Raw genomic sequence first — 18,303 nt, forward strand, 5'->3', positions numbered from 1 at the left:
GGCGCGGCGCGGGGGCGCGCGGGCGGCGGCGCGGCGCGGCGGCGGCGGCGCGGCGCGGGGGCGCGCGGGCGGCGGCGCGGGGGTCAGGCCAGCTTGCCGAACATCTCGCGGATGTCGGCGACCAGGAGGTCGGGGGCGTCGTGGGCGGCCCAGTGGCCGCCGCGGTCGTACTCGTTCCAGTGGACGATGTTGGTGTGGTCGCGTTCGGCGAAGCGGCGCAGGGGGCGGAAGTCGTAGGCGAACGAGGCGAGCCCGATCGGGAACGTGGTCGGTCCGGTCGCCTTCTCCTCGTGGGCGTTCTCGTAGTAGAAGCGCGCGGATGAGGCGGCCGTGTTGGTGAACCAGTAGATCGACGCGCTGGTCAGGATGGTGTCCGGGTCGGGGACGCCGCCGAGGAGCTGGCCGATCCAGGCGAGCTGGCCGGACGGGGAGTCGGCGAGCGCGTGCGCGAGGGTCTGCGGCTGCGCCTGCTGCGCGCGGTCGTGGACGGCGTGCTCGACGAACTGCTGCAGGAACTGCAGGTACTGCATGTCCTCGGGGCTGAGGCCCTCGAACTCGGCGGGGTCGCCGGACGGGAACGAGAAGATCTGGTTGACGTGGACGCCGATGACGGCGTCGGGGTGGCGGCGTCCGATCTCGGGGCTGACGATGGCGCCGGCGTCGTTGCCGTGGGCGCCGTAGCGGTCGTAGCCGAGGCGGCGCATCAGCTCGTGCCAGGCGTCGGCGGTGCGGGCGGCGCCCCAGCCCTTCTCGATGGTGTGGCCGGAGAAGCCGAACCCGGGCAGGGACGGGATCACGACGTGGAAGGCGGTGGACGGGTCGGCGCCGTGTGCGCGCGGGTCGGTGAGCGGGCCGATCAGGTCGAGGTACTCGGCGAAGGTGTTGGGCCAGCCGTGCGTGAGGATCAGCGGCGTGGCGTCCGGCTCCGGGGAGCGGACGTGCGCGAAGTGCACGAGCTGGCCGTCGATCTCGGTGGTGAACTGCGGGACGGCGTTGAGCCGCGCCTCGTGGGCCCGCCAGTCGTACTCGTCGCGCCAGCGGGCGACGAGGTCGCGGACGAACGAGACGGGCACGCCGTACTCCCAGCCGGGCTGCACGGGGCCGGTCGGCCGCCCGGTGGTGACCTGGTCGCGGGGGAGCTCGTCGGCGAACCGGACGCGGGCCAGCCGGTCGCGGAGGTCGTCCAGGTCGGCCTGCGGGATCTCGGCGCGGAACGGCCTGATCTCGGTGTTCGCGCTGCTCTCAGCCATGGTGAACGGCCCCTTTCGATGGTGTCGCACTACGCCCACTATAGCAGAACGAAACATTCCGTTCCAAGACAGAGCCGGGCGGGTTGGAACTTCCAACCCGGAAGCGAGCCGAGTTGGAGAGCACAACCCGGCAGGTCAACCGGCTTGTCTACTCGTGAGTAGTTTGAGGGGAGCCGTTGAGGTTACTTTTGCTCGCATGCGCCGGATCCTGGTTGTCGCATTGGCCCTGTCCCTCGTCCTCGCGGCCTGCACGAGCAAGGGCGGCGGCGGCAAGGGCGGCGGCGAGGGCGGGAAGCGGCCCGCGACGGTCGACGGGATCGCGACCGCCGCCGGCACCCACAAGGAGAAGATCGACGTGGGCACGCCCGGGCACCGGGAGTACCTGCTGCACATCCCGGCCAAGGTGGCGGACGGGAAGTGGAAGGACGGCAAGCCCGCCGACAGGCCCGCCCTGGTGCTCGCGCTGCACGGCGGCCTCGCCAACATGAACAAGATGGAGTCGCTGACCGGCTTCGACAAGATCTCGGACGACAAGGGCTTCGTGGTCGCCTACCCGGACGGGTTCATGACGACCTGGAACGCCGGGAGCTGCTGCGGCGCCGCGAAGATCGGCAACATCGACGACGTCGGGTTCCTGAGCAAGCTGATCGACAAGCTGACCGGCGCCGGGCTCGCCGACCCGGACCGGGTGTTCGTCACCGGCTTCTCCAACGGCGCGGGCATGGCGTACAAGCTGGCCTGCGAGAAGCCCGGCAAGGTCGCCGCGATCGGGGTGGTCGAGGGGTCGCTGGTCACCAAGTGCGACCCGGACCGCCCGGTGTCGGCGATGATCTTCCACGGGACGGCGGACCGCAGCGTCCCGTTCAACGGCGGCGGGAACCGCGACTTCAACGACAAGCGGCCGTTCCCGCCCGTGTCGCAGGCGGTGGACTTCTGGCGGAAACTGGCGAAGCTGCCGAAGCCGCACGAGGACGTGAAGGCGCTCAGCGGCAACACCGACTGCCAGGGGACGGGCAAGGGCGCGCAGGGCGTCGAGGTGACGTTCTGCAAGATCCAGGGCGGGACGCACGCGTGGCCGGCGGAGGCGAGTGAGATGCTGTGGAGGTTCTTCGACGCGCATCCCCGCAAGGGCTGACGGGGCTGACCGGGGCCTGACCGGGGCTGACCGGCGCGCCGGAGGCCGCTCACCGCACCCCGGGCGGTATGTGAGAGCTTTTCACATTTACCGCTATTGTGGCAGTGTGGCACACATGAACCTCCGGGACCGCTACGACGCCGCGACCGCCGGCCTTGAGGCGCCGTTCGCCGTCGTCGACCTCGCGGCCTTCCGCGCCAACGCCGCCGACCTGGTGCGCCGCGCCGCCGGCAAGCCCGTCAGGATCGCGAGCAAGTCGGTGCGCTGCCGCGCCCTCCTGGAGGAGGCGCTCGCCATGGACGGCTTCGCCGGGATCATGGCGTTCACCCTTCCCGAGGCGCTCTGGCTCGCCCGGCAGGGCACCTGCGACGACATCCTCGTCGCCTACCCGACCGCCGACCGCACCGCGATCGCCGAGCTCGCCGCCGACCCCGCCGCCGCCCGCGCGATCACCCTGATGGTCGACTGCCCCGAGCACCTCGACCTCATCGAGGACGCCGCCGGCGACGCCCGCATCCGGATCTGCGTCGACATCGACGCCTCCTACCGGCCCCTCGGTGGCCGCGTCCGGATCGGCGCGCTGCGCTCCCCGCTGCGCACCCCCGCCGACGTCGCCGCGTTCGCCGAGCGGATCCTCAAGCGGCCCGGCCTGCACCTGGTCGGGCTGATGGCCTACGAGTCGCAGATCGCCGGCGTCGGCGACCTGCCGCCCGGGCGGCCCGCGCGCGGCCGCGTCATCCGCGCCATGCAGCAGCGGTCCCGGATGGAGCTGGCCCGGCGGCGCGCCGCGATCGTCAAGGCCGTCCGCGACCTGACCGAACTGGAGTTCGTCAACGGCGGCGGCACCGGCAGCGTGGAGAAGACCGCCGCCGAGCGCGCCGTCACCGAGATCGCCGCGGGCTCCGGGCTCTACCAGCCGCACCTGTTCGACTACTACTCCAACTTCACCGGACGGCCCGCCGCGCTGTTCGCGCTGCCCGTCGTCCGCCGGCCCGCCCCCGGCGTCGCGACCTGCCTCGGCGGCGGCTACCTCGCCTCCGGCCCCGCCGACGACGTCCGGCTCCCCCGCCCCTACCTGCCCTCCGGGCTGTCCTTCGACCCGAACGAGGGCGCGGGCGAGGTGCAGACGCCGCTGCTCGGCCGCACCGCCGACGACCTGCGGATCGGCGACCGGGTCTGGTTCCGGCACACCAAGGCCGGCGAGCTGTGCGAGCGGTTCGCCGACCTGCACCTCATCGACGGCGACCGGTTCGTCCGGACCGTCCCGACCTACCGGGGTGAGGGGCGGACGTTCCTCTAGGCGCGTGCCCCGCCCCGCCACCGGCTAGGTTGGCGGTATGAGCGACGCTCCGTTGATCAGTGTGCGCGGCGAGGCGGTGCTGGAGGCCGAGCCGGAGATCGCCCGGCTGTCGGTGCACGTCCAGTCGCAGGAGCCGGACCGGCGCACCGCGCTGGACCGGCTCACCGAGCGCAACCGTGCCGCGCTCGACCTGATCGGCTCCTACGGCGACGCGGTGGAGAAGACGGAGACGGGCGGGCTCGTCATCACGCCGCTGGTGAAGTACCGGCGCCGGGAGGGCGACATCCGCGCCTACCAGGGCACCGTCCTGATCAAGGTGACGGTCGCCGACTTCACCGTGCTCGGCGAGCTGGTCACCCGGCTCGGCGACCTCGAACGGACCCGGGTGGACGGCCCCGACTGGGACCTGCGCCGCGACAGCGACGTCTTCCGGCGGGCCGCCGAGCATGCCGCGCACGAGGCCGTCGCGCGCGCCCGCCGGTACGCGGGGGCGCTCGGCGCGCGGCTCACCGGCCTGGTCGAGCTGTCCGACGAGGGCCTCGGACGCGACGAGGGCATGGCGCGGCCGGTCACCCTGGCGGGCGCGTTCGCCGGCGCCGCCGACGCGGGCGAGCCCGAGCCGATCGACCTGGAGCCGGAGACGCAGATCGTCCGCGCCGCCGTCGAGGCCCGCTTCACCGCCACCGCACCCGACCTCGGCTGACCGCCGCGCTGAACGGGTCCGGGCCCGCCGACGTACTGGTGGGCGTGGAGGCATCCGGCTGCGGCGAGTACCGGCCCGGCCTCGGCGTCTACGCCCTCGGGCGGCTCGCCGGGGCCGAGGCCGAGGCGCTGTCCGCGCACCTGCGCGGCTGCCCGCCGTGCCGCGCCGAGCTGGCCGAGCTGCGCGGCGTCGCCGAGCTCCTCGCCCGAACGGCCCGCGCCGCCGGCCGCCACCGGCGCGCGGGCCGGGCCGCCCGGGCGCGCGAAAGCGAAGGCGCCGGCCGCGGGTCGCGGTCCGGCGCCTCCGTCATCGGCGGTTTCAGCGGCGCCTGCGCTTACGGCGCCACAGGACGAGGACGGTCAGGGTGACCGCGGCGGCGGCGCCCGCGTACACGACGCGCTTGTCGAGCTGACCGGGCTCGCCGTCCTCGCCCTCGGGCCGCACCATCGCGTTCACGGCCTGGACGAGCTGCCCGGCCTCCTCCTTTATCCGCTCGGTGCCCTTGTGCGCGAGGTTCTTCGGGTTGACCCGCTCGGCCAGCTCGTCGATCGTGCGGGCGAGTTCCAGGCGGGTGCGCTCGATCTCCCGCTCCAGCGCCTCCGGGTCGCGGTCAGCCATGCCGTTGTCCTTGTCGTGTCGAGCGAAGCATGATCCGAACAGTGTTGCAGGTCTTCCCGCCGGACGCCCGCCGGACCCCGGGCGGTACCGTTGGATCCACCATCCGAGCGAAAGGCGGCACAGGGTGTCAGAGCGGCTAGAGCCGGGCGACGTCGCCCCCGATTTCGAGCTTCCGGACGCCGACGCGTCCCCGGTCTCGCTGGCCTCGTTCCGCGGCAGGCGGGTGATCCTGTACTTCTACCCGGCGGCCATGACCCCCGGCTGCACCAAGGAGTCCGTCGACTTCCAGGGCAGCCTGGCCGAGCTGGAGGCGGCGGGCGTCGCCGTCGTCGGCGTCTCCCCCGACAAGCCCGCCAAGCTCGCGAAGTTCCGCGAGAAGGAGGGCCTGACCTTCCCGCTGCTGTCCGACCCGGACGCCGAGGTCCTGCAGGCGTACGGCGCCTACGGGGAGAAGAAGCTGTACGGCAAGGTCGTCGTCGGCGTGATCCGCTCGACGTTCATCATCGACGCCGACGGCAAGATCGAGAAGGCGTACTACAACGTGAAGGCCACCGGCCACGTGGAGCGCCTCCGCCGCGACCTGGCGGTCTGACCCTCCGTCGGGTGTCGCCCTTATGGAAGCCGTCCTAGGGGCGACACGCCGCGACTCGGCGCCGGATGGGTGCGGGCGGGGGGACTCGAACCCCCACGGTGTCTCCACCAACAGGACCTAAACCTGCCGCGTATGCCTACTTCGCCACGCCCGCGCATGCTCCGTGCAGGAGCGTGCTCAGCTTAGCGTCCTGGCTGGTCGGCATGTCGGCGGATTACCGGCGGCCCGCCCCATCGACGGCGTTGCCGGGCGCAACTCGGCGAATCGCCGCACCCGTCCTCACGTTTCCGCAGGCAAGCGCGCGAGAACCGCGGCGGGACGCGGCGTAACCTGGCGCAATCGCGGCGACACGCTCCCGCAACGGCTCCTGCCTAGCGTCCTTGCACGTCGGCAAGGCCGGACGCGGGAGGTGCGATGGCGGTCGTGGAACGTAACACACCGGCAACTGCCGGAACATGCGGGGGCAACGGCGTCCGCCTAACGTCCCCGCACATGACTGCGACCAGGCCGTGGAAGGCAGCGGCGGCGGGAGCACGGGCCCGGGCGGCGGGGGCACAGGCCGGGGCGGACGTGCGGCGGGTCCGGGACCTGCTGCGGTCGGCGGTCCTGCGCGGCGCCTACCCCGGCGGCCAGCTGCCCGGCGAGCCCGAGCTGATGGCCGCGCACGGCGTGACGCGGGCGACGGTCCGCGAGGCGCTCGCGCTGTTGCGGACCGAGGGGCTCGTCGAGCGGCGGCAGGGCGTCGGCACCCACGCGGTCGCGGAGGCGGTGCTCGCCCCGCTCGCGGAGGCGCACGGCGCGGCCGACCCCGGCGCGGGCAGCGTGTTCGACCGGCGGATGCGGCCGCGCGTGCTGGACCGTTCCGTCATCCCGCTGCCGGCGGTCGCCGCCGACCGGCTCGGCGCCCGGGCCGGAGAACCGTGCCTGCGCCTGGAGTACGTCGCGCTGCTCGGCGACGAACCGGTGGCCATGGCGACCAACTACGTGCTGTTCCCCGAGGCGGAGCGCCTCCGCGACGTTCCGTTCGTCTCGGACTGGTACGCGCTGCTCGCCGAGGCGGGGCTGCCCCTGGGCGAGTCGGAGTTCGTCCTCGGCTGCCTGCCCGCCGACGCCGCCACGGCCGGGCTGCTCGGCCTCGCCGAGGGGGCGCCGGTCGTGACCATGGAGCAGGTCATCCGCGCGCCCGGCGGCCGCCCCTTCGACCTCGCGCACATCCACCACAGGGGCGACCGGTTCCTGCTGGTCTCCCGCCTTCCGCGCGCGTCCGCGCCCCGCTGACCCACCTTTTCATCGCGAAGATCCCGGCGACCGGCCCCGCGCTCGCGGCGCGGAGGGACGGCCGGCCGCGGCATGCCCTCAAGGAGAACCATGGAGACACCCCTCACCCTGACCGAGGCCGCCGAGGCGCTGCGCGCCGGCGCGGTGACGAGCGTCCGGCTGACCGAGGAGGCCCTCGCCGCCGCCGACCGGCACGACGGCGACCTCGGCACCTACCTGGCGCGCTTCGACGACTACGCCCTGGAGCAGGCCGAACGCGCCGACCGGGAGCTGGCCGAAGGGATCGACCGCGGCCCGCTGCAGGGCGTCCCGTTCGGCGTCAAGGACATCATCGCGATGGCCGAGGGGCCGACGACGGCGCAGAGCCTCGTCCTCGACCGGGCCTGGGCGCAGGGACGGGACGCGCCGGTGGTGTCCCGGCTGAAGGAGGCGGGCGCGGTGATCACCGGCAAGGTCACCACGATGGAGTTCGCGTGCGGGATGCCCGACCCGTCCAAGCCGTTCCCGATGCCGCGCAACCCGTGGGACACCGCGACGTGGCCGGGCGGCTCCAGCTCCGGGACGGGCAACGGCGTCGCCGCCGGGCTGTTCTTCGCCGGGCTCGGCACGGACACGGCGGGCAGCATCCGCATCCCGTCGGCGTTCTGCGGGGTCACCGGGCTGATGCCGACGTTCGGCCGGGTGCCGAAGTCGGGCGTGGCGCCGCTCGGCTACAGCCTCGACCACGTCGGCCCGCTGGCCCGCAGCGCCCGCGACTGCGCCGCCGTCCTGGACGTCATCGCGGGACCGCACGCGAGCGACCCCGACAGCGTCGGCGTGCCGTACGGCGGGCCGGAGTTCGACGGGTCGCTGGAGGGCGTGCGGGTCGGGGTCGTGCGGGCCGGGCACTTCCCCGACGAGGCCGATCCCGCGCTCGCCCCCGCCTTCGACGCGGCGCTCGGCGTCCTCACCGGGCTCGGCGCGACGCTCGTGGACGCCGAGCTGCCGTTCTGGACGGAGATGCTCACCGCCAACCTCGTCACGATGTGCGCGGAGGCGTTCGCCTACCACCGCAACGACCTGGTGGAACGCTGGGGCGACTACTTCGCGGCGACCCGCCTCATGCTGGCGCGGGGCGCGCTCGTCACCGGCGCCGACTACGTCCAGGCGCAGCGGGTGCGGCGGGTCGCGCAGGACGCGGTGGCGCGGATGTTCGACGACGTCGACGTGATCGTCTGCCCCACGGCGGCGATCGGCGCGCCGCGCTACGAGGAGCTGACCGACGAGGCGGGCCGGATCGACGTCGAGGGCCTGTTCCGCACGATCTTCACCCAGTACTGGGACTGCGTCGGGAACCCCGTGCTGGCCGCCCCGATGGGCGCGACCGCCGCCGGGCTGCCGCTGTCGATCCAGTTCGCCGGCCCGGCGTTCGGGGAGGCGGGCGTGCTGCGCGCGGCGGACGCGTTCCAGCAGGTCACCGACTGGCACCGCCGCGTCCCCGCCCTCGTCGCCGCCTGACCGCCCCGGCGACCCGCCGCACAGCCGCCGTCCCGCCCGGAGCGACCGGGCGTTGCGAACCCTGGAGGAACCTTGACCGAGAACGTCCTGAGCGCCGCGCCGCCCGCCGACGACCCGCGCGTCATCGCGGAGGTGGGCCTGATGATGTCCCGTGCCGCGCTGCCGCTGTCGGCGTCCGAGCTGGCGGAGCTCGCCGCCTCCTACCCGCTCCAGCAGGCGGGGGTGGACGCCCTCTACGCGGTCCCTGAGGCCCGGTACGCCGACCCGGCCCTGCGCTTCCGGGCCGACGCCCGCATGGCCGACTGGGCCGCCTGAGCCGCACAGGGAAAGGGCCCCCGCGTCCTGCGGGGGCCCTTTCGCGTGCCGTCGCGATCGCCGGGTGGCGGGCGGTCAATTCGCCGGCTCCGCGGCGGCGGTCTCCTGGCCCTCGCGGGCGTCGGCCGGGGCCGGGGCGGGGCGCCGGTAGAGGACGCCCACCAGCACGGCGGTGACGGCGAGGACGACCGCGGCGGACAGCAGCGCGGTGTGCAGGCCGTCCACGAACGCGGCCTGCGCCTGCCGCATCACCTGGGGGCCGGCGTGCGCCGCCATCGCCAGGGACGTCCGGGCGTGCTCGGCGACCGGCCCGGGCAGGCCGGTGGTGTCGAGGTTCGAGCGGTAGCCGGACTGCAGGACGCTGCCGAGGACCGCGATGCCGAGGGCGCCGCCGAGCTCGCGGGCCAGGTCGTTCATCGCCGACCCGACGCCCTGCTTCTCGGCCGGGAGCGCGTCGGTGATGGACGCGGTGGCGGGCGTCATGGCGAGGCCCATCCCGGCGCCGAGCGGGATGAGGCCGCCCAGCATGACCCAGTAGCTGGTGCCGGTGTCGAGCAGGGACAGGACCAGCATGCCGACGCTCACCAGGATGAGGCCGGCGACGATGACGCGGCGCGGCCCGACCTTCGCGGCGGCGCGGGGCGCGATGCCGCGGGCGGACGGCATCATCGCGGCGGCCATCGGCAGCAGGCTGCTGGCGGCGAGCAGCGGGCCGTCGTCCTTCACGAGCTGCAGGTACTGCAGGACGATGAAGACGAAGCCAAAGAAGGCGAAGAACTGGACGGTGATCGAGAGGGTGCCGGCGGAGAAGGCGCGGTGCTTGAACAGCCGCGGGTCGAGCAGCGGGTCGCGCCGGGTCAGCTCCCAGCCGACGAACCCGGCGAGGACGACGACGGCGGCGCCGAGGCCGATCAGGGTGCGGGCGCTCGTCCAGCCCTCGGTGGGCGCCTCGATGATCGAGTAGACGCCGGCGCCGAGGCCCACGACGGTGATGAGGGCGCCGGTGACGTCGAGCCTCGGCGCGTCCGGGTCGGCGGACTCGGGGACGACCGCGAGGGTCGCGGCGAGGGCGATCACGGCGAGCACGATGTTCAGCAGGAACACCGACCGCCACGACCACTGCTCCAGCAGGCTGCCGGAGACCAGCAGGCCGAAGATCGCGCTGGCGCCGGCGACGCCGGCCCAGGCGCCGACCGCGCGGGTCCGCTGCCGGGGCGGGAACGTCGAGGTGATCGTGGACAGCGTCGCGGGCATCACCAGTGCGGCCCCGACGCCGAGGACGCCGCGCATCGCGATCAGCCAGCCGGGGTCGCTGGCGAACATCGCGGCGGCGGACCCGGCGCCGAAGATGACGAGCCCGGCGGCGAGCGCGCGGCGCCGGCCGTAGCGGTCGCCGATCGCGCCGCCGAGGAGCAGCAGCGCCGCGAACACCAGCGCGTAGGCGTCGATGATCCAGGACAGCTGGGTCTGGGTGGCGCCGGTGTCGCGGGCGATGGACGGGATCGCGGTGTTGAGGGACGCGACCGCCGACACGACGGTGGCGAGGGCGAGCATGACGGCCGGCAGCACGGCCCGGTGGACCTGCCCTCCGGGCGCCGTTCCGGTGGTGGCCATCGGAGCCTCCTGGTTGCGGGATCTCTTCGCTGTGACACTTCGAATCTGGCGCCCGCGGCACTACATTTCAACCATGATGAATAAATCCGGGAGCGCGGCCCGGGCCGCGCCCGCGCGGCCGGCGGCCGCCCGGGCCTCGCGGGGACGGCGGCGCGGCAGCCCCGACACCCGCGCGCAGATCCTCGCGGTGGCCCGCGGCCGGTTCCTCGCCGACGGGTACGCCAAGGTCACGCTGCGCTCCATCGCCGCCGAGGCCGACGTCGACGCCGCCCTGATCAGCTACTTCTTCGGCTCCAAGAAGGGCCTGTTCGGCGCGGTGCTCGGGCTGCTGGCCAACCCGCCGGACGTGCTGGCCGCCGCGCTCCCCGGCGACCCCGCCACGCTGCCCGAACGCGTCCTGCGCGCGATGCTCGGCACCTGGGACGACCCCGAGCGCGGCCGGCAGCTGGCCTTCATGGTGCGCGCGGCGACGCAGGACGCCGAGCTGATGGGGCTGCTGCGCGACGTCGTCGGCCGCGAGATGATCGACCGGATCGCCGAGCAGGTCGGCGGCCCCGACGCGCGCCACCGCGCCGCCGCGGCCGGCGCCCAGCTCGCCGGCGTGATCTTCGGCCGCTACATCCTCGCCGTGGAACCGCTCGCCTCGATGACGGCCGATGAATTAATCGCCGCGCTCGCGCCCGGCATGCGCGCCGTCCTGTACCGGCGGCCGCGCCCCGCATCCCGTCGCACTATGTGAAAAACCGGTCGCGGTTTTTGCGGGACGGCCCGGCGCGCGGACGGGCGGTCGGCCTACCCTTGTTGGGTCTGCCGGCGCCGCGGCAGGCACAAGGGGAACGCCGGGACCGAAGACGCGACCTGGGGCCGCCGTGAGCGAATCCTTCACCCATTGCGTCCTGCCGTACGACCGGGTCGACGACCTCCTCGACGGCGCCCTGCCCTTCCTGCGGGACGGCGCCGAGGCGGGCGACCGCGTCCTGGCCGTCTGCGGGATCGCCCGCGAGATGCTGCTGCGCGAGGCGCTCGGCCCCACCGCCGCGTCCGTCGAGTTCGTCGAACCGGGCACCTGGTACTCCCACCCCGCGCGGACCCTCGCCGACTGCCTGAGCGACGCCGACGACATCGCCTGGCGCGGCCGCCGGCTCCGCGTCCTCGGCGAACCGGTCGTGTGGGCGTCGCGCCCGCCGCTCGAGGTCCTGGAATGGCAGCGCGTCGAGGCCATGGTGAACATCGCCTTCCGCGGCACCGGCGCCGCCATCATGTGCCCCTACTCCTCGTCGCTGCCCGCCGGCGTGGTCGCGGCCGGGCGCCGCACCCACCCCGAGACGGTGCGCGGCGCCAGGTCCATCGCCAACCCCCTCTACATGGACCCGTGGGCCTACAGCGCGCAATGCGACGGCGAGCCCCTGCCCCCGCCGCCCGGCGACGCCGACGAACTCGAGATCGACCGGCCCGACCTGTTCTGGCTGCGCGCCTACGTCACCGAGTACGCGCGCCGCACCCCGCTGCCCGACGAGGACCTGCAGCGGCTGCTGGTCGCAGTCACCGAGGTCGTCACCAACGCGCTCCGGCACGGCGCTCCCCCGATCATGCTGCGGATGTGGACCGAGCCGTCCGGCCGCGACCCCGCCCTCGTGTGCGAGGTCACCGACAGGGGCAGCTGGGAGCCCGGCTCCGGCTACGGGCTCGTCCCGCCCCGCCCGTCCGGCACCGCGACCGGCGGCCGGTTCGGGCTGTGGGCGGTGCGGCTGCTCTGCTCGATCGTCCAGATCCGCACCGGACGCGGCGGCAGTACCGTGCGGCTGCGGCTGCGCCTGCCCGCCGTCCCGGCCGCCGTGAACGGAGTGTGAGGAACTCGATGCGTTGGGCTTCCAAATACCCGCCGCGGGCGTACGCTGAACGAATCCGTACCGACCTCGATGGGCAGGCCATGGAGACACCCTGGTTCGCCAAGCGACCCGTCAAAGACATCCGGCCCGGCGACCACAGCTGGCTGGCCTACAGCGGCCTCGAGGAGCGCGACAGGGTCATCGGCCCCTTCGTCCGGGAGGGGCTCGAGACCAACGAGAAGGTCGTCTACGTGACCGACGCCCCGGCCGAGCTGCTGCCCGGCGTCGGCCCCCGGCACGGCGTGGACGTGCACGCCTACAGCAGGACGGGCCAGCTGCGCGTCATCTCCCGCCGGGACGCCTGCCTCGACCGGCGCGGCGCCTTCGAACCCGGCCGGATGCTGGAGACGATCGGCCGGGAGGTGGACGCGGCGTTCGGCCAGGGCTTCCGCGCCGTCCGGCTGACCACCGACTACAGCTGGCTGCTCAGCGAGCCGGGGCGCTCCGACATCGCCGAGATGCTGGGCTGCGAGCACCGGGTCGGCGACGCCGTCTCGCCCAGCACGATGGCGATGGCGATCTGCCAGATCGACCGGCACGCCTGTCCGCCCGACGAGCTCGCCGCCCTGCGCGACACGCACGAGGTGCTCGTGGAGGTCGACCCCGAGTTCGACGACGGGATCCTGAAGATCGTCCGTACCTTCGAGCCGAACGGGCTGCGGGTCGAGGGCGAGCTGGACGCCGCCCGGCACCAGGTGTTCGCCGAGCAGCTCGCGCAGGTGTGCCTGGCCCGGCGGCGCGTCCACCTCGACTTCACCGACCTCGGCTTCATCGACCTCGGCGGGCTGAACCTGCTGGCGCAGCAGGCCACCGTCCTGCCGGCCGACGAGGCGCTGGTGCTCGACCATCTGCCGCCCGACGTGGAGAACGTCATCGAGATGGTCGGCTGGCACCGGCTGCCCGGTCTCGAACGCGGCCGCGAACGCGCGTTCACGGAGACGGAGGGCATGGCCTGATGAGCTTGGAGCACAGGGCGTTCGTGTACGGCGGCACGGACCACTTCCTCGCGGTGACCGAGCCGTTCCTGCGGTCCGGGCTGGAGGCGGGCCAGGCCGTCGTCGCCGTCGCCCAGGAGCCGAACCTGTCGGCGCTGCACGACCTGTTCGGCGACGACGCCGAGATCGAATGGGTGGACGCGGCGACGTTCTACCTGCACCCCGTCCGGACCCTGCGCGACTACCAGGCCCTGGTGAACAAGTTCGCGCCGCGGACCGTGTGCGCGCTGGCCGAGCCGGTGTGGCGGGGCTGGGACGAGCGGCAGACCCTGGAGTGGATCCGCTACGAGTCGCTGATCAACGAGGTGTTCAAGGACTCCGGGGCGCGCGCGCTGTGCCCCTACGACAGCGAGGCGCTGTCGCCGCGGATCCTGGAGGAGGCGCGGCGCACCCACCCGATGATGGTGACCGACGGCCCCGCGCTCGCCAGCGGCGCCTACGTCGACCCGGTGACGTTCGGCGCGAACTGCGACCGGAGCCTGCGCTTCTCCCGTCCCGGCGACGCCGAGTACTTCGCCGTCGAGGACGACGACCTGCACGCGCTGCGCTCGTTCGTCGCCGAGCGGGCGCTGCTGCACGGCCTCGCCAAGCGGCCCGCGCAGAACCTCGTCACCGCGGTGAACGAGGTCGCGGCGAACGCGCTGCAGCACGGCGTCCCCCCGGTCGGGATGTGGATCTGGCAGGACGGCCCAGAACTGCTCTGCGAGGTCGGCGACAACGGGCTGTGGCGGCCCGCGCCGACCCCGCTCACCGGCTTCATCCCGCCCGACTCGGCGCTGCAGCGCGGGTTCGGGCTGTGGACCGTGCGGCTCCTCGTCGACCTGATGGAGCTGCGGGCCGGCTGGGACGGCACCTTCGTCCGGCTGCACATCAGGTAGCCGGCGTGGAGCCGCTGAGGATCGTCCGCACGGACGAGCCCGCCGGTCTCGCGCTGATCGGCGAGCTGGACGCCGCCCGGCACGCGATGCTCGTCCGGGCGCTGGAGTCGGCGCTGGCGGAGCTGCCGCCCGACCGCGAGTTCCATCTGGACCTCGGCGGGCTCGACTTCATCGACCTCGGAGGGATCGCCCTGCTCGGGGACGCCGCGTGGAGCCGCGCGTGCGGCGCGCCCGTGGTGCTCGACCGGACGCCGCCGCAGATGCGCGCCGTCCTGGAGACGGTCGGCTGGGGCACCCTCCCCGGCCTCTGCTTCGGCGACCCCGCCTAGCTCTCGCCCGGTTCGCCAAGTTCCCGGTTCGCCAAGTTCCCGCCGGGTTCGCCTAGCTCCCGCCTAGTTCCCGCTGGTCGGGGTGGGTGCCGTGCGCGGCTGCTTCGAGCCGGGGCCCATCGGGCTCGACGACGGGTACGGCGTCGTGCCGCCGTGCGCGGGCGGGACCGTCCGGGGGTCGCGGCTGCCGGTCGGCCGGGGCGTCGGGTCGGCACCGGACCGCCCCCGGGACGGGACGCCGGGTTCCGGCATCCGCGTCGGCGACACCGACGGCCGTCCCGGAGGCGTCGCGGCGGGCGGCGTCGTCGCCGGGGCGGACGGGGACGCGGGCGGCCCCATCGGGTGCGGCCTCGCCGGCCGGCCTCCGCCCGGCCACAGGAACAGCGCGATCGTCACCAGGACCGCCGCGGTCACCGCCGCCGCCAGCGCCGGGAACGCCCAGCGCCACCGGGCGCGTTCCGGGAGGCGGGCCGCCCGGCCCGCGTCCTGGAACCTGCGGACCGTGCCGGGGCCCGCGGTGACGTGGTCGGCGGCCGCCCGGTAGTGGTCGCGCAGCAGGGCTTCGAGCTCGTCGTTCACGCCCGGCCCTCCTTCATGTGCTCCCGCAGCGCCGCCATGGCCCGCGCGGTGTGGCTCTTCACCGTTCCCCGGGAGATCCCGAGCGTCTCGGCGATCTCCTTCTCCTCCAGGTCGCACCAGTAGCGCAGCACGACCACCGCGCGCTGCTTGGCGGGCAGCGCGCGGAGCACCTCGTCCAGGTCGCCCCCGGCGGCCCCCGCCGCCGGGGGCGCCCCGGCGAGGCGCTCCACGTCCGCCACCGACCCGACCGGAGTGTCCCGGCGGCGGGCGCGCCGCTTGTTCTCGTCGATGGCGAGGTTCACCAGCACCCGGCGCGCGTACGCCTCCGGGTTGCCGCCCGACACCCGCTTCCACTTGCGGGCGACCCGCTCGTAGGCGGTCTGCAGCAGGTCCTCGGCGAGGTGCCGGTCGTAGACGAGGAACACGGCCGTGCGCAGCAGCCGGCCCGCGGTGGCGGTCACGAACTCGTCGAACGTGATCTCCGCCCCGCGGATCTCCTGGGCGCTCATCGTGGACAGGCGGCTACCTCCGGGACGCCGAGGGGACGGGCGCCGGCTTCGCCGGCCGCCTGGTCGGCGCCGGCGACGCGGTCGGGGGCGTGGACGGCACCGGCTGCGGCGCCGCCGTCCGGGTCGGGACCGGAACGCCCGGCCGCGGGCCGCAGTGCGCCGGGGCGGGCTCCGGGCGCGCCTTCGTCGGCGACGGCACCGGACGCGCCTTCGTCGGGGACGCCGTCGGCTTCGGCGTGGTGTGCGGCGCGACGGGGCGCGGGCTCGCGGACCGCACGCCGGGCGGGGTGCCCGGCCGCGCGTTCTTCGGCGGCACCGGTTCCGGGGTGCGGGTGGACGGGCGCGGCGACGCGCAGGGCCGTCCCGGCGCCTTCGGCGGAACCGGCGCGGGCGTCGCGGTGTGCGCCAGCGCGTTCCGCTCCGAGACCGCCCTGACCTGCGGTGACGAGCCGGAGTCCGCGGCCGCCCAGACTCCGGCGGCGAGCGCGCCCGCGCCCAGCACGCCGGCCAGCGCGAGCATCGGCCCGCGGCGGATGCGACCCTTGTCGATCATGTTGCTCCTCGGGGGGACGGTGTCCGTACACCCTTGAGAACCCCCGCCGGCGGCCGCCGGGTTGTCATGGAGCCCGACATTTTCTCCCCGCCGCCACGAGCCCCCGGCGCCCCGCCCGGTCCGCTGCCGCCCCTAGGGGTGGCCGGCGGCGGCGAGCGCGTCGGGCAGCAGCCCGGCCAGCGCCCGGAACGCCTTGCCCCGGTGGCTGATCGCGTCCTTCTCCTCCGGCGCCATCTCCGCGGTGGTGCGGGTCTCGCCGTCCGGCAGGAACACCGGGTCGTAACCGAAGCCGCCGGTGCCGCGCGGCGCCCGGACGATGGTCCCGCGCATCCGGCCCTCGACGGTGTGCTCGACCGCGCCGCGGTCGCCGTGCGCCGGGACGACCAGCGCCGCCGCGCACACGAACGCGGCGCCGCGCAGGCCGTCGGCGACGTCGCCGAGCTGGTCGAGGACGAGCCGCAGGTTCGCGGCGTCCTTGTCGCCGGTGGCGTCGCCGAACCGCCCCGACCAGCGGGCCGACAGCACGCCCGGCATGCCGTTCAGCGCGTCCACGCACAGCCCCGAGTCGTCGGCGACGGCGGGCAGGCCGGTGTGCGCGGCGATCGCGCGGGCCTTCAGCAGCGCGTTGCCCTCGAAGGTCAGCTCGGTCTCCGGCACCTCGGGGGCGTCCGGGAACTCGGCGAGGCCCGCCACGTCGATGCCGCCGAGGATCCGCTCCAGTTCGGCGATCTTGCCCGCGTTGCGGGTCGCCAGCACGATCCGCGTCACCGGGCGAGCGCTTCCTTCTGCAACCGGGTCAGCTCGGCGCAGCCGCCCGCGGCGAGGTCGAGCAGCGCGTCCAGCTCGGCGCGGTCGAACGGGGCGCCCTCGGCGGTGCCCTGCACCTCGACGAACCTGCCGTCGCCGGTGCACACCACGTTCATGTCGGTGCCGGCGGCCGAGTCCTCCTCGTAGCACAGGTCGAGCCGCGCCTCCCCCGCGACGACGCCGACGCTGACCGCCGCGACCGAGGTGACCAGCGGGTTCCCGCGCAGCAGCTTGCGCTCGCGCATCCACGACACCGCGTCGGCGAGCGCGACGTACGCGCCGGTGATCGCCGCGGTGCGGGTGCCGCCGTCGGCCTGCAGCACGTCGCAGTCCAGCTGGACGGTGTTCTCGCCGAGCGCCTTGAAGTCCAGGCAGGCCCGGACGGACCGGCCGATCAGCCGGGAGATCTCGTGGGTGCGGCCGCCGACCCGGCCCTTGATCGACTCGCGGTCGTTGCGGGTGTTGGTGGCGCGCGGCAGCATCGCGTACTCGGCGGTGACCCAGCCGAGCCCGGAGTCGCGCCGCCAGCGCGGCACCGAGTCCTGCACGGACGCCGCGCACAGCACCCGGGTCCGGCCGAACTCGACGAGCACCGACCCCTCCGCGTGGTCGAGCCATCCGCGCTGGATGCGGACGGGACGGAGCTGGTCGGATGCGCGATCATCGGGGCGTGCCATGCGCACCACCCTAGTGCCCGCCGGATGCGGTCACAGCTCGTAGGAGGCGCCCACCCGGGCCAGCTCGATGTCGCCGCCGTACCCGCTCGTCCGGGCCTCCTTCAGCGAGGTGTCCTGGTCGTTCCACGGCACCAGATGGGTGAGGACGAGCCGTCCGACGTCGGCGCGGGCGGCGTGCTCGCCGGCCTCCCGCGCGGTCAGGTGCAGCTCGGACGGCAGGTCCGGGCCCTCCAGGAACGACGCCTCGCACAGGAACAGGTCGGCGCCGCGCGCCAGGTCCACGAGCGTGTCGGACACGCCCGTGTCGCCGGAGTACGCCAGGGCCCGGCCGTCGTGCTCGATGCGGAACGCGTACGCCTCCACCGGGTGCGGCATCAGCGCGGTCGTCACCCGGAACGGGCCGATCTCGTACGGGCCGCGGCGCAGCACGTGGAAGTCGAACGTCTCGCACATCCCCGGCTCGGGTTCGAGGTCGTACGCCTTCGCCATCCGTACCGCTGTCCCCTCGGGGCCGTGCACCGGCAGCCGCGGCTGCGGGCCGTCCGGATGGTAGGTGCGCGCCACCCAGAAGCCGCACAGGTCCAGGCAGTGGTCGGCATGCAGGTGCGAGATGCACACCGCGTCGATCTCCTGCAACGAGCGGAAGCGCTGCAGGGACCCGAGCGCGCCGTTGCCGAGATCGAGCACCAGCGCGAAGCCGTCCGCCTCGATCAGATAGCTGGACGCGGGGCTGTCCGGCCCCGGGAAACTGCCGGAGCAGCCGATCACTGTGACCCGCACGCTCA

Annotated in this window: 22 protein-coding genes and 1 tRNA gene; 13 read left to right on the forward strand and 10 right to left on the reverse strand. The window is 74.3% G+C overall.

Annotated elements, in window-relative coordinates; genetic code table 11:
* Positions 1-83: 83 nt before the first annotated feature.
* Positions 84-1,250 (reverse strand): epoxide hydrolase family protein, encoded by a 1,167-nt coding sequence (locus tag AB0C78_RS38965; protein ID WP_360758275.1) that lies wholly within the window; start codon positions 1,248-1,250, stop codon positions 84-86.
* A 196-nt stretch (positions 1,251-1,446) separates the two neighbouring features.
* On the opposite strand from AB0C78_RS38965, the gene AB0C78_RS38970 reads away from it, so the two are divergent.
* From AB0C78_RS38970 to AB0C78_RS38985, 4 genes are all read left to right on the forward strand, one after another.
* A complete protein-coding gene (locus AB0C78_RS38970) occupies positions 1,447-2,385 on the forward strand; it encodes a PHB depolymerase family esterase (protein ID WP_360758277.1) in 939 nt (312 codons plus the stop codon).
* Between the two features lie 115 nt (positions 2,386-2,500).
* Complete coding sequence (locus AB0C78_RS38975; RefSeq protein WP_360758378.1) at positions 2,501-3,685, forward strand: amino acid deaminase/aldolase; 1,185 nt, start codon at positions 2,501-2,503, stop codon at positions 3,683-3,685.
* Positions 3,686-3,722: 37 nt separating this feature from the next.
* Positions 3,723-4,388 carry an SIMPL domain-containing protein gene (locus tag AB0C78_RS38980; RefSeq protein ID WP_360758279.1) on the forward strand — a complete coding sequence of 222 codons (666 nt, stop codon included), beginning with the start codon at positions 3,723-3,725 and terminating at the stop codon, positions 4,386-4,388.
* A 44-nt stretch (positions 4,389-4,432) separates the two neighbouring features.
* Positions 4,433-4,756, forward strand: a complete 324-nt coding sequence (locus tag AB0C78_RS38985) for a zf-HC2 domain-containing protein (RefSeq protein WP_360758281.1) — start codon at positions 4,433-4,435, stop codon at positions 4,754-4,756.
* Here AB0C78_RS38985 and AB0C78_RS38990 read toward each other — a convergent pair.
* A complete protein-coding gene (locus AB0C78_RS38990; protein WP_360758283.1) occupies positions 4,707-5,006 on the reverse strand; it encodes a DUF3618 domain-containing protein in 300 nt (99 codons plus the stop codon). The two genes, AB0C78_RS38985 and AB0C78_RS38990, sit on opposite strands and share 50 nt — an antisense overlap.
* A 124-nt stretch (positions 5,007-5,130) precedes the next feature.
* Here AB0C78_RS38990 and bcp point away from each other — a divergent pair, with 124 nt between their 5' ends.
* On the forward strand, positions 5,131-5,598 hold the full coding sequence (gene bcp, locus AB0C78_RS38995; RefSeq protein WP_360758285.1) for a thioredoxin-dependent thiol peroxidase: 468 nt from the start codon (positions 5,131-5,133) through the stop codon (positions 5,596-5,598).
* Positions 5,599-5,668: 70 nt separating this feature from the next.
* On the opposite strand, the gene AB0C78_RS39000 is transcribed toward bcp, so the two are convergent.
* Positions 5,669-5,752 (reverse strand) — tRNA-Leu (locus AB0C78_RS39000).
* Positions 5,753-6,090: 338 nt separating this feature from the next.
* On the opposite strand from AB0C78_RS39000, the gene AB0C78_RS39005 reads away from it, so the two are divergent.
* From AB0C78_RS39005 to AB0C78_RS39015, 3 genes are all read left to right on the forward strand, one after another.
* Positions 6,091-6,876 (forward strand): GntR family transcriptional regulator, encoded by a 786-nt coding sequence (locus tag AB0C78_RS39005; RefSeq protein ID WP_360758287.1) that lies wholly within the window; start codon positions 6,091-6,093, stop codon positions 6,874-6,876.
* Between the two features lie 90 nt (positions 6,877-6,966).
* Positions 6,967-8,373 carry an amidase gene (locus tag AB0C78_RS39010; protein ID WP_360758289.1) on the forward strand — a complete coding sequence of 469 codons (1,407 nt, stop codon included), beginning with the start codon at positions 6,967-6,969 and terminating at the stop codon, positions 8,371-8,373.
* Between the two features lie 72 nt (positions 8,374-8,445).
* Positions 8,446-8,688, forward strand: coding sequence for a hypothetical protein (locus AB0C78_RS39015; RefSeq protein WP_360758291.1), 243 nt, complete (start codon positions 8,446-8,448; stop codon positions 8,686-8,688).
* A 75-nt stretch (positions 8,689-8,763) separates the two neighbouring features.
* Here AB0C78_RS39015 and AB0C78_RS39020 read toward each other — a convergent pair whose 3' ends face one another.
* Positions 8,764-10,302 carry an MFS transporter gene (locus AB0C78_RS39020; protein WP_360758293.1) on the reverse strand — a complete coding sequence of 513 codons (1,539 nt, stop codon included), beginning with the start codon at positions 10,300-10,302 and terminating at the stop codon, positions 8,764-8,766.
* Positions 10,303-10,375: 73 nt separating this feature from the next.
* Here AB0C78_RS39020 and AB0C78_RS39025 point away from each other — a divergent pair, with 73 nt between their 5' ends.
* The 5 genes from AB0C78_RS39025 to AB0C78_RS39045 all read left to right on the forward strand — a co-directional run bounded on the left by AB0C78_RS39025 (position 10,376) and on the right by AB0C78_RS39045 (position 14,393).
* On the forward strand, positions 10,376-11,041 hold the full coding sequence (locus AB0C78_RS39025; RefSeq protein ID WP_360758295.1) for a TetR family transcriptional regulator: 666 nt from the start codon (positions 10,376-10,378) through the stop codon (positions 11,039-11,041).
* Positions 11,042-11,171: 130 nt separating this feature from the next.
* The gene (locus tag AB0C78_RS39030; protein ID WP_360758297.1) at positions 11,172-12,152 is read left to right on the forward strand and encodes a sensor histidine kinase; all 981 of its coding nucleotides are present in this window, start codon (positions 11,172-11,174) and stop codon (positions 12,150-12,152) included.
* An 80-nt stretch (positions 12,153-12,232) separates the two neighbouring features.
* A complete protein-coding gene (locus AB0C78_RS39035; protein ID WP_360758299.1) occupies positions 12,233-13,147 on the forward strand; it encodes an MEDS domain-containing protein in 915 nt (304 codons plus the stop codon).
* Positions 13,147-14,064 (forward strand): anti-sigma factor RsbA family regulatory protein, encoded by a 918-nt coding sequence (locus tag AB0C78_RS39040; RefSeq protein WP_151546469.1) that lies wholly within the window; start codon positions 13,147-13,149, stop codon positions 14,062-14,064. Before AB0C78_RS39035 ends, AB0C78_RS39040 begins: the two co-directional genes overlap by 1 nt.
* A 5-nt stretch (positions 14,065-14,069) precedes the next feature.
* Positions 14,070-14,393 carry an STAS domain-containing protein gene (locus tag AB0C78_RS39045; protein ID WP_151546470.1) on the forward strand — a complete coding sequence of 108 codons (324 nt, stop codon included), beginning with the start codon at positions 14,070-14,072 and terminating at the stop codon, positions 14,391-14,393.
* A 63-nt stretch (positions 14,394-14,456) separates the two neighbouring features.
* Here AB0C78_RS39045 and AB0C78_RS39050 read toward each other — a convergent pair whose 3' ends face one another.
* The 6 genes from AB0C78_RS39050 to AB0C78_RS39075 form a co-directional block, all read right to left on the reverse strand.
* On the reverse strand, positions 14,457-14,972 hold the full coding sequence (locus AB0C78_RS39050; RefSeq protein ID WP_360758302.1) for a hypothetical protein: 516 nt from the start codon (positions 14,970-14,972) through the stop codon (positions 14,457-14,459).
* Positions 14,969-15,481, reverse strand: coding sequence for a SigE family RNA polymerase sigma factor (locus tag AB0C78_RS39055; protein ID WP_360758303.1), 513 nt, complete (start codon positions 15,479-15,481; stop codon positions 14,969-14,971). The genes AB0C78_RS39050 and AB0C78_RS39055 overlap by 4 nt, the downstream gene beginning before the upstream one ends.
* A gap of 13 nt (positions 15,482-15,494) precedes the next feature.
* A complete protein-coding gene (locus AB0C78_RS39060) occupies positions 15,495-16,034 on the reverse strand; it encodes a hypothetical protein (protein WP_360758305.1) in 540 nt (179 codons plus the stop codon).
* Positions 16,035-16,166: 132 nt separating this feature from the next.
* The gene (gene rdgB / locus AB0C78_RS39065) at positions 16,167-16,802 is read right to left on the reverse strand and encodes an RdgB/HAM1 family non-canonical purine NTP pyrophosphatase (RefSeq protein ID WP_151547009.1); all 636 of its coding nucleotides are present in this window, start codon (positions 16,800-16,802) and stop codon (positions 16,167-16,169) included.
* A complete protein-coding gene (gene rph / locus AB0C78_RS39070; RefSeq protein ID WP_151547008.1) occupies positions 16,799-17,518 on the reverse strand; it encodes a ribonuclease PH in 720 nt (239 codons plus the stop codon). Before rph ends, rdgB begins: the two co-directional genes overlap by 4 nt.
* Before the next feature lie 30 nt (positions 17,519-17,548).
* Positions 17,549-18,298: an MBL fold metallo-hydrolase gene (locus AB0C78_RS39075; protein ID WP_360758308.1), complete on the reverse strand. Its 750-nt coding sequence runs from the start codon at positions 18,296-18,298 to the stop codon at positions 17,549-17,551.
* Positions 18,299-18,303 lie beyond the last annotated feature (5 nt).

The organism is Actinomadura sp. NPDC048394 (genome assembly GCF_040651755.1).
GTDB lineage: Bacteria > Actinomycetota > Actinomycetes > Streptosporangiales > Streptosporangiaceae > Spirillospora > Spirillospora montaniterrae.

Excerpts from the sequence above, each read along its gene's own strand:
- AB0C78_RS38965 (WP_360758275.1), bottom strand. The coding sequence starts at position 1,250 with ATGGCTGAGAGCAGCGCGAACACCGAGATCAGGCCGTTCCGCGCCGAG.
- AB0C78_RS38970 (WP_360758277.1), top strand. The coding sequence starts at position 1,447 with ATGCGCCGGATCCTGGTTGTCGCATTGGCCCTGTCCCTCGTCCTCGCG.
- AB0C78_RS38975 (WP_360758378.1), top strand. The coding sequence starts at position 2,501 with ATGAACCTCCGGGACCGCTACGACGCCGCGACCGCCGGCCTTGAGGCG.
- AB0C78_RS38980 (WP_360758279.1), top strand. The coding sequence starts at position 3,723 with ATGAGCGACGCTCCGTTGATCAGTGTGCGCGGCGAGGCGGTGCTGGAG.
- AB0C78_RS38990 (WP_360758283.1), bottom strand. The coding sequence starts at position 5,006 with ATGGCTGACCGCGACCCGGAGGCGCTGGAGCGGGAGATCGAGCGCACC.
- AB0C78_RS39005 (WP_360758287.1), top strand. The coding sequence starts at position 6,091 with ATGACTGCGACCAGGCCGTGGAAGGCAGCGGCGGCGGGAGCACGGGCC.
- AB0C78_RS39010 (WP_360758289.1), top strand. The coding sequence starts at position 6,967 with ATGGAGACACCCCTCACCCTGACCGAGGCCGCCGAGGCGCTGCGCGCC.
- AB0C78_RS39020 (WP_360758293.1), bottom strand. The coding sequence starts at position 10,302 with ATGGCCACCACCGGAACGGCGCCCGGAGGGCAGGTCCACCGGGCCGTG.
- AB0C78_RS39025 (WP_360758295.1), top strand. The coding sequence starts at position 10,376 with ATGATGAATAAATCCGGGAGCGCGGCCCGGGCCGCGCCCGCGCGGCCG.
- AB0C78_RS39035 (WP_360758299.1), top strand. The coding sequence starts at position 12,233 with ATGGAGACACCCTGGTTCGCCAAGCGACCCGTCAAAGACATCCGGCCC.
- AB0C78_RS39040 (WP_151546469.1), top strand. The coding sequence starts at position 13,147 with ATGAGCTTGGAGCACAGGGCGTTCGTGTACGGCGGCACGGACCACTTC.
- AB0C78_RS39055 (WP_360758303.1), bottom strand. The coding sequence starts at position 15,481 with ATGAGCGCCCAGGAGATCCGCGGGGCGGAGATCACGTTCGACGAGTTC.
- AB0C78_RS39060 (WP_360758305.1), bottom strand. The coding sequence starts at position 16,034 with ATGATCGACAAGGGTCGCATCCGCCGCGGGCCGATGCTCGCGCTGGCC.
- rph (WP_151547008.1), bottom strand. The coding sequence starts at position 17,518 with ATGGCACGCCCCGATGATCGCGCATCCGACCAGCTCCGTCCCGTCCGC.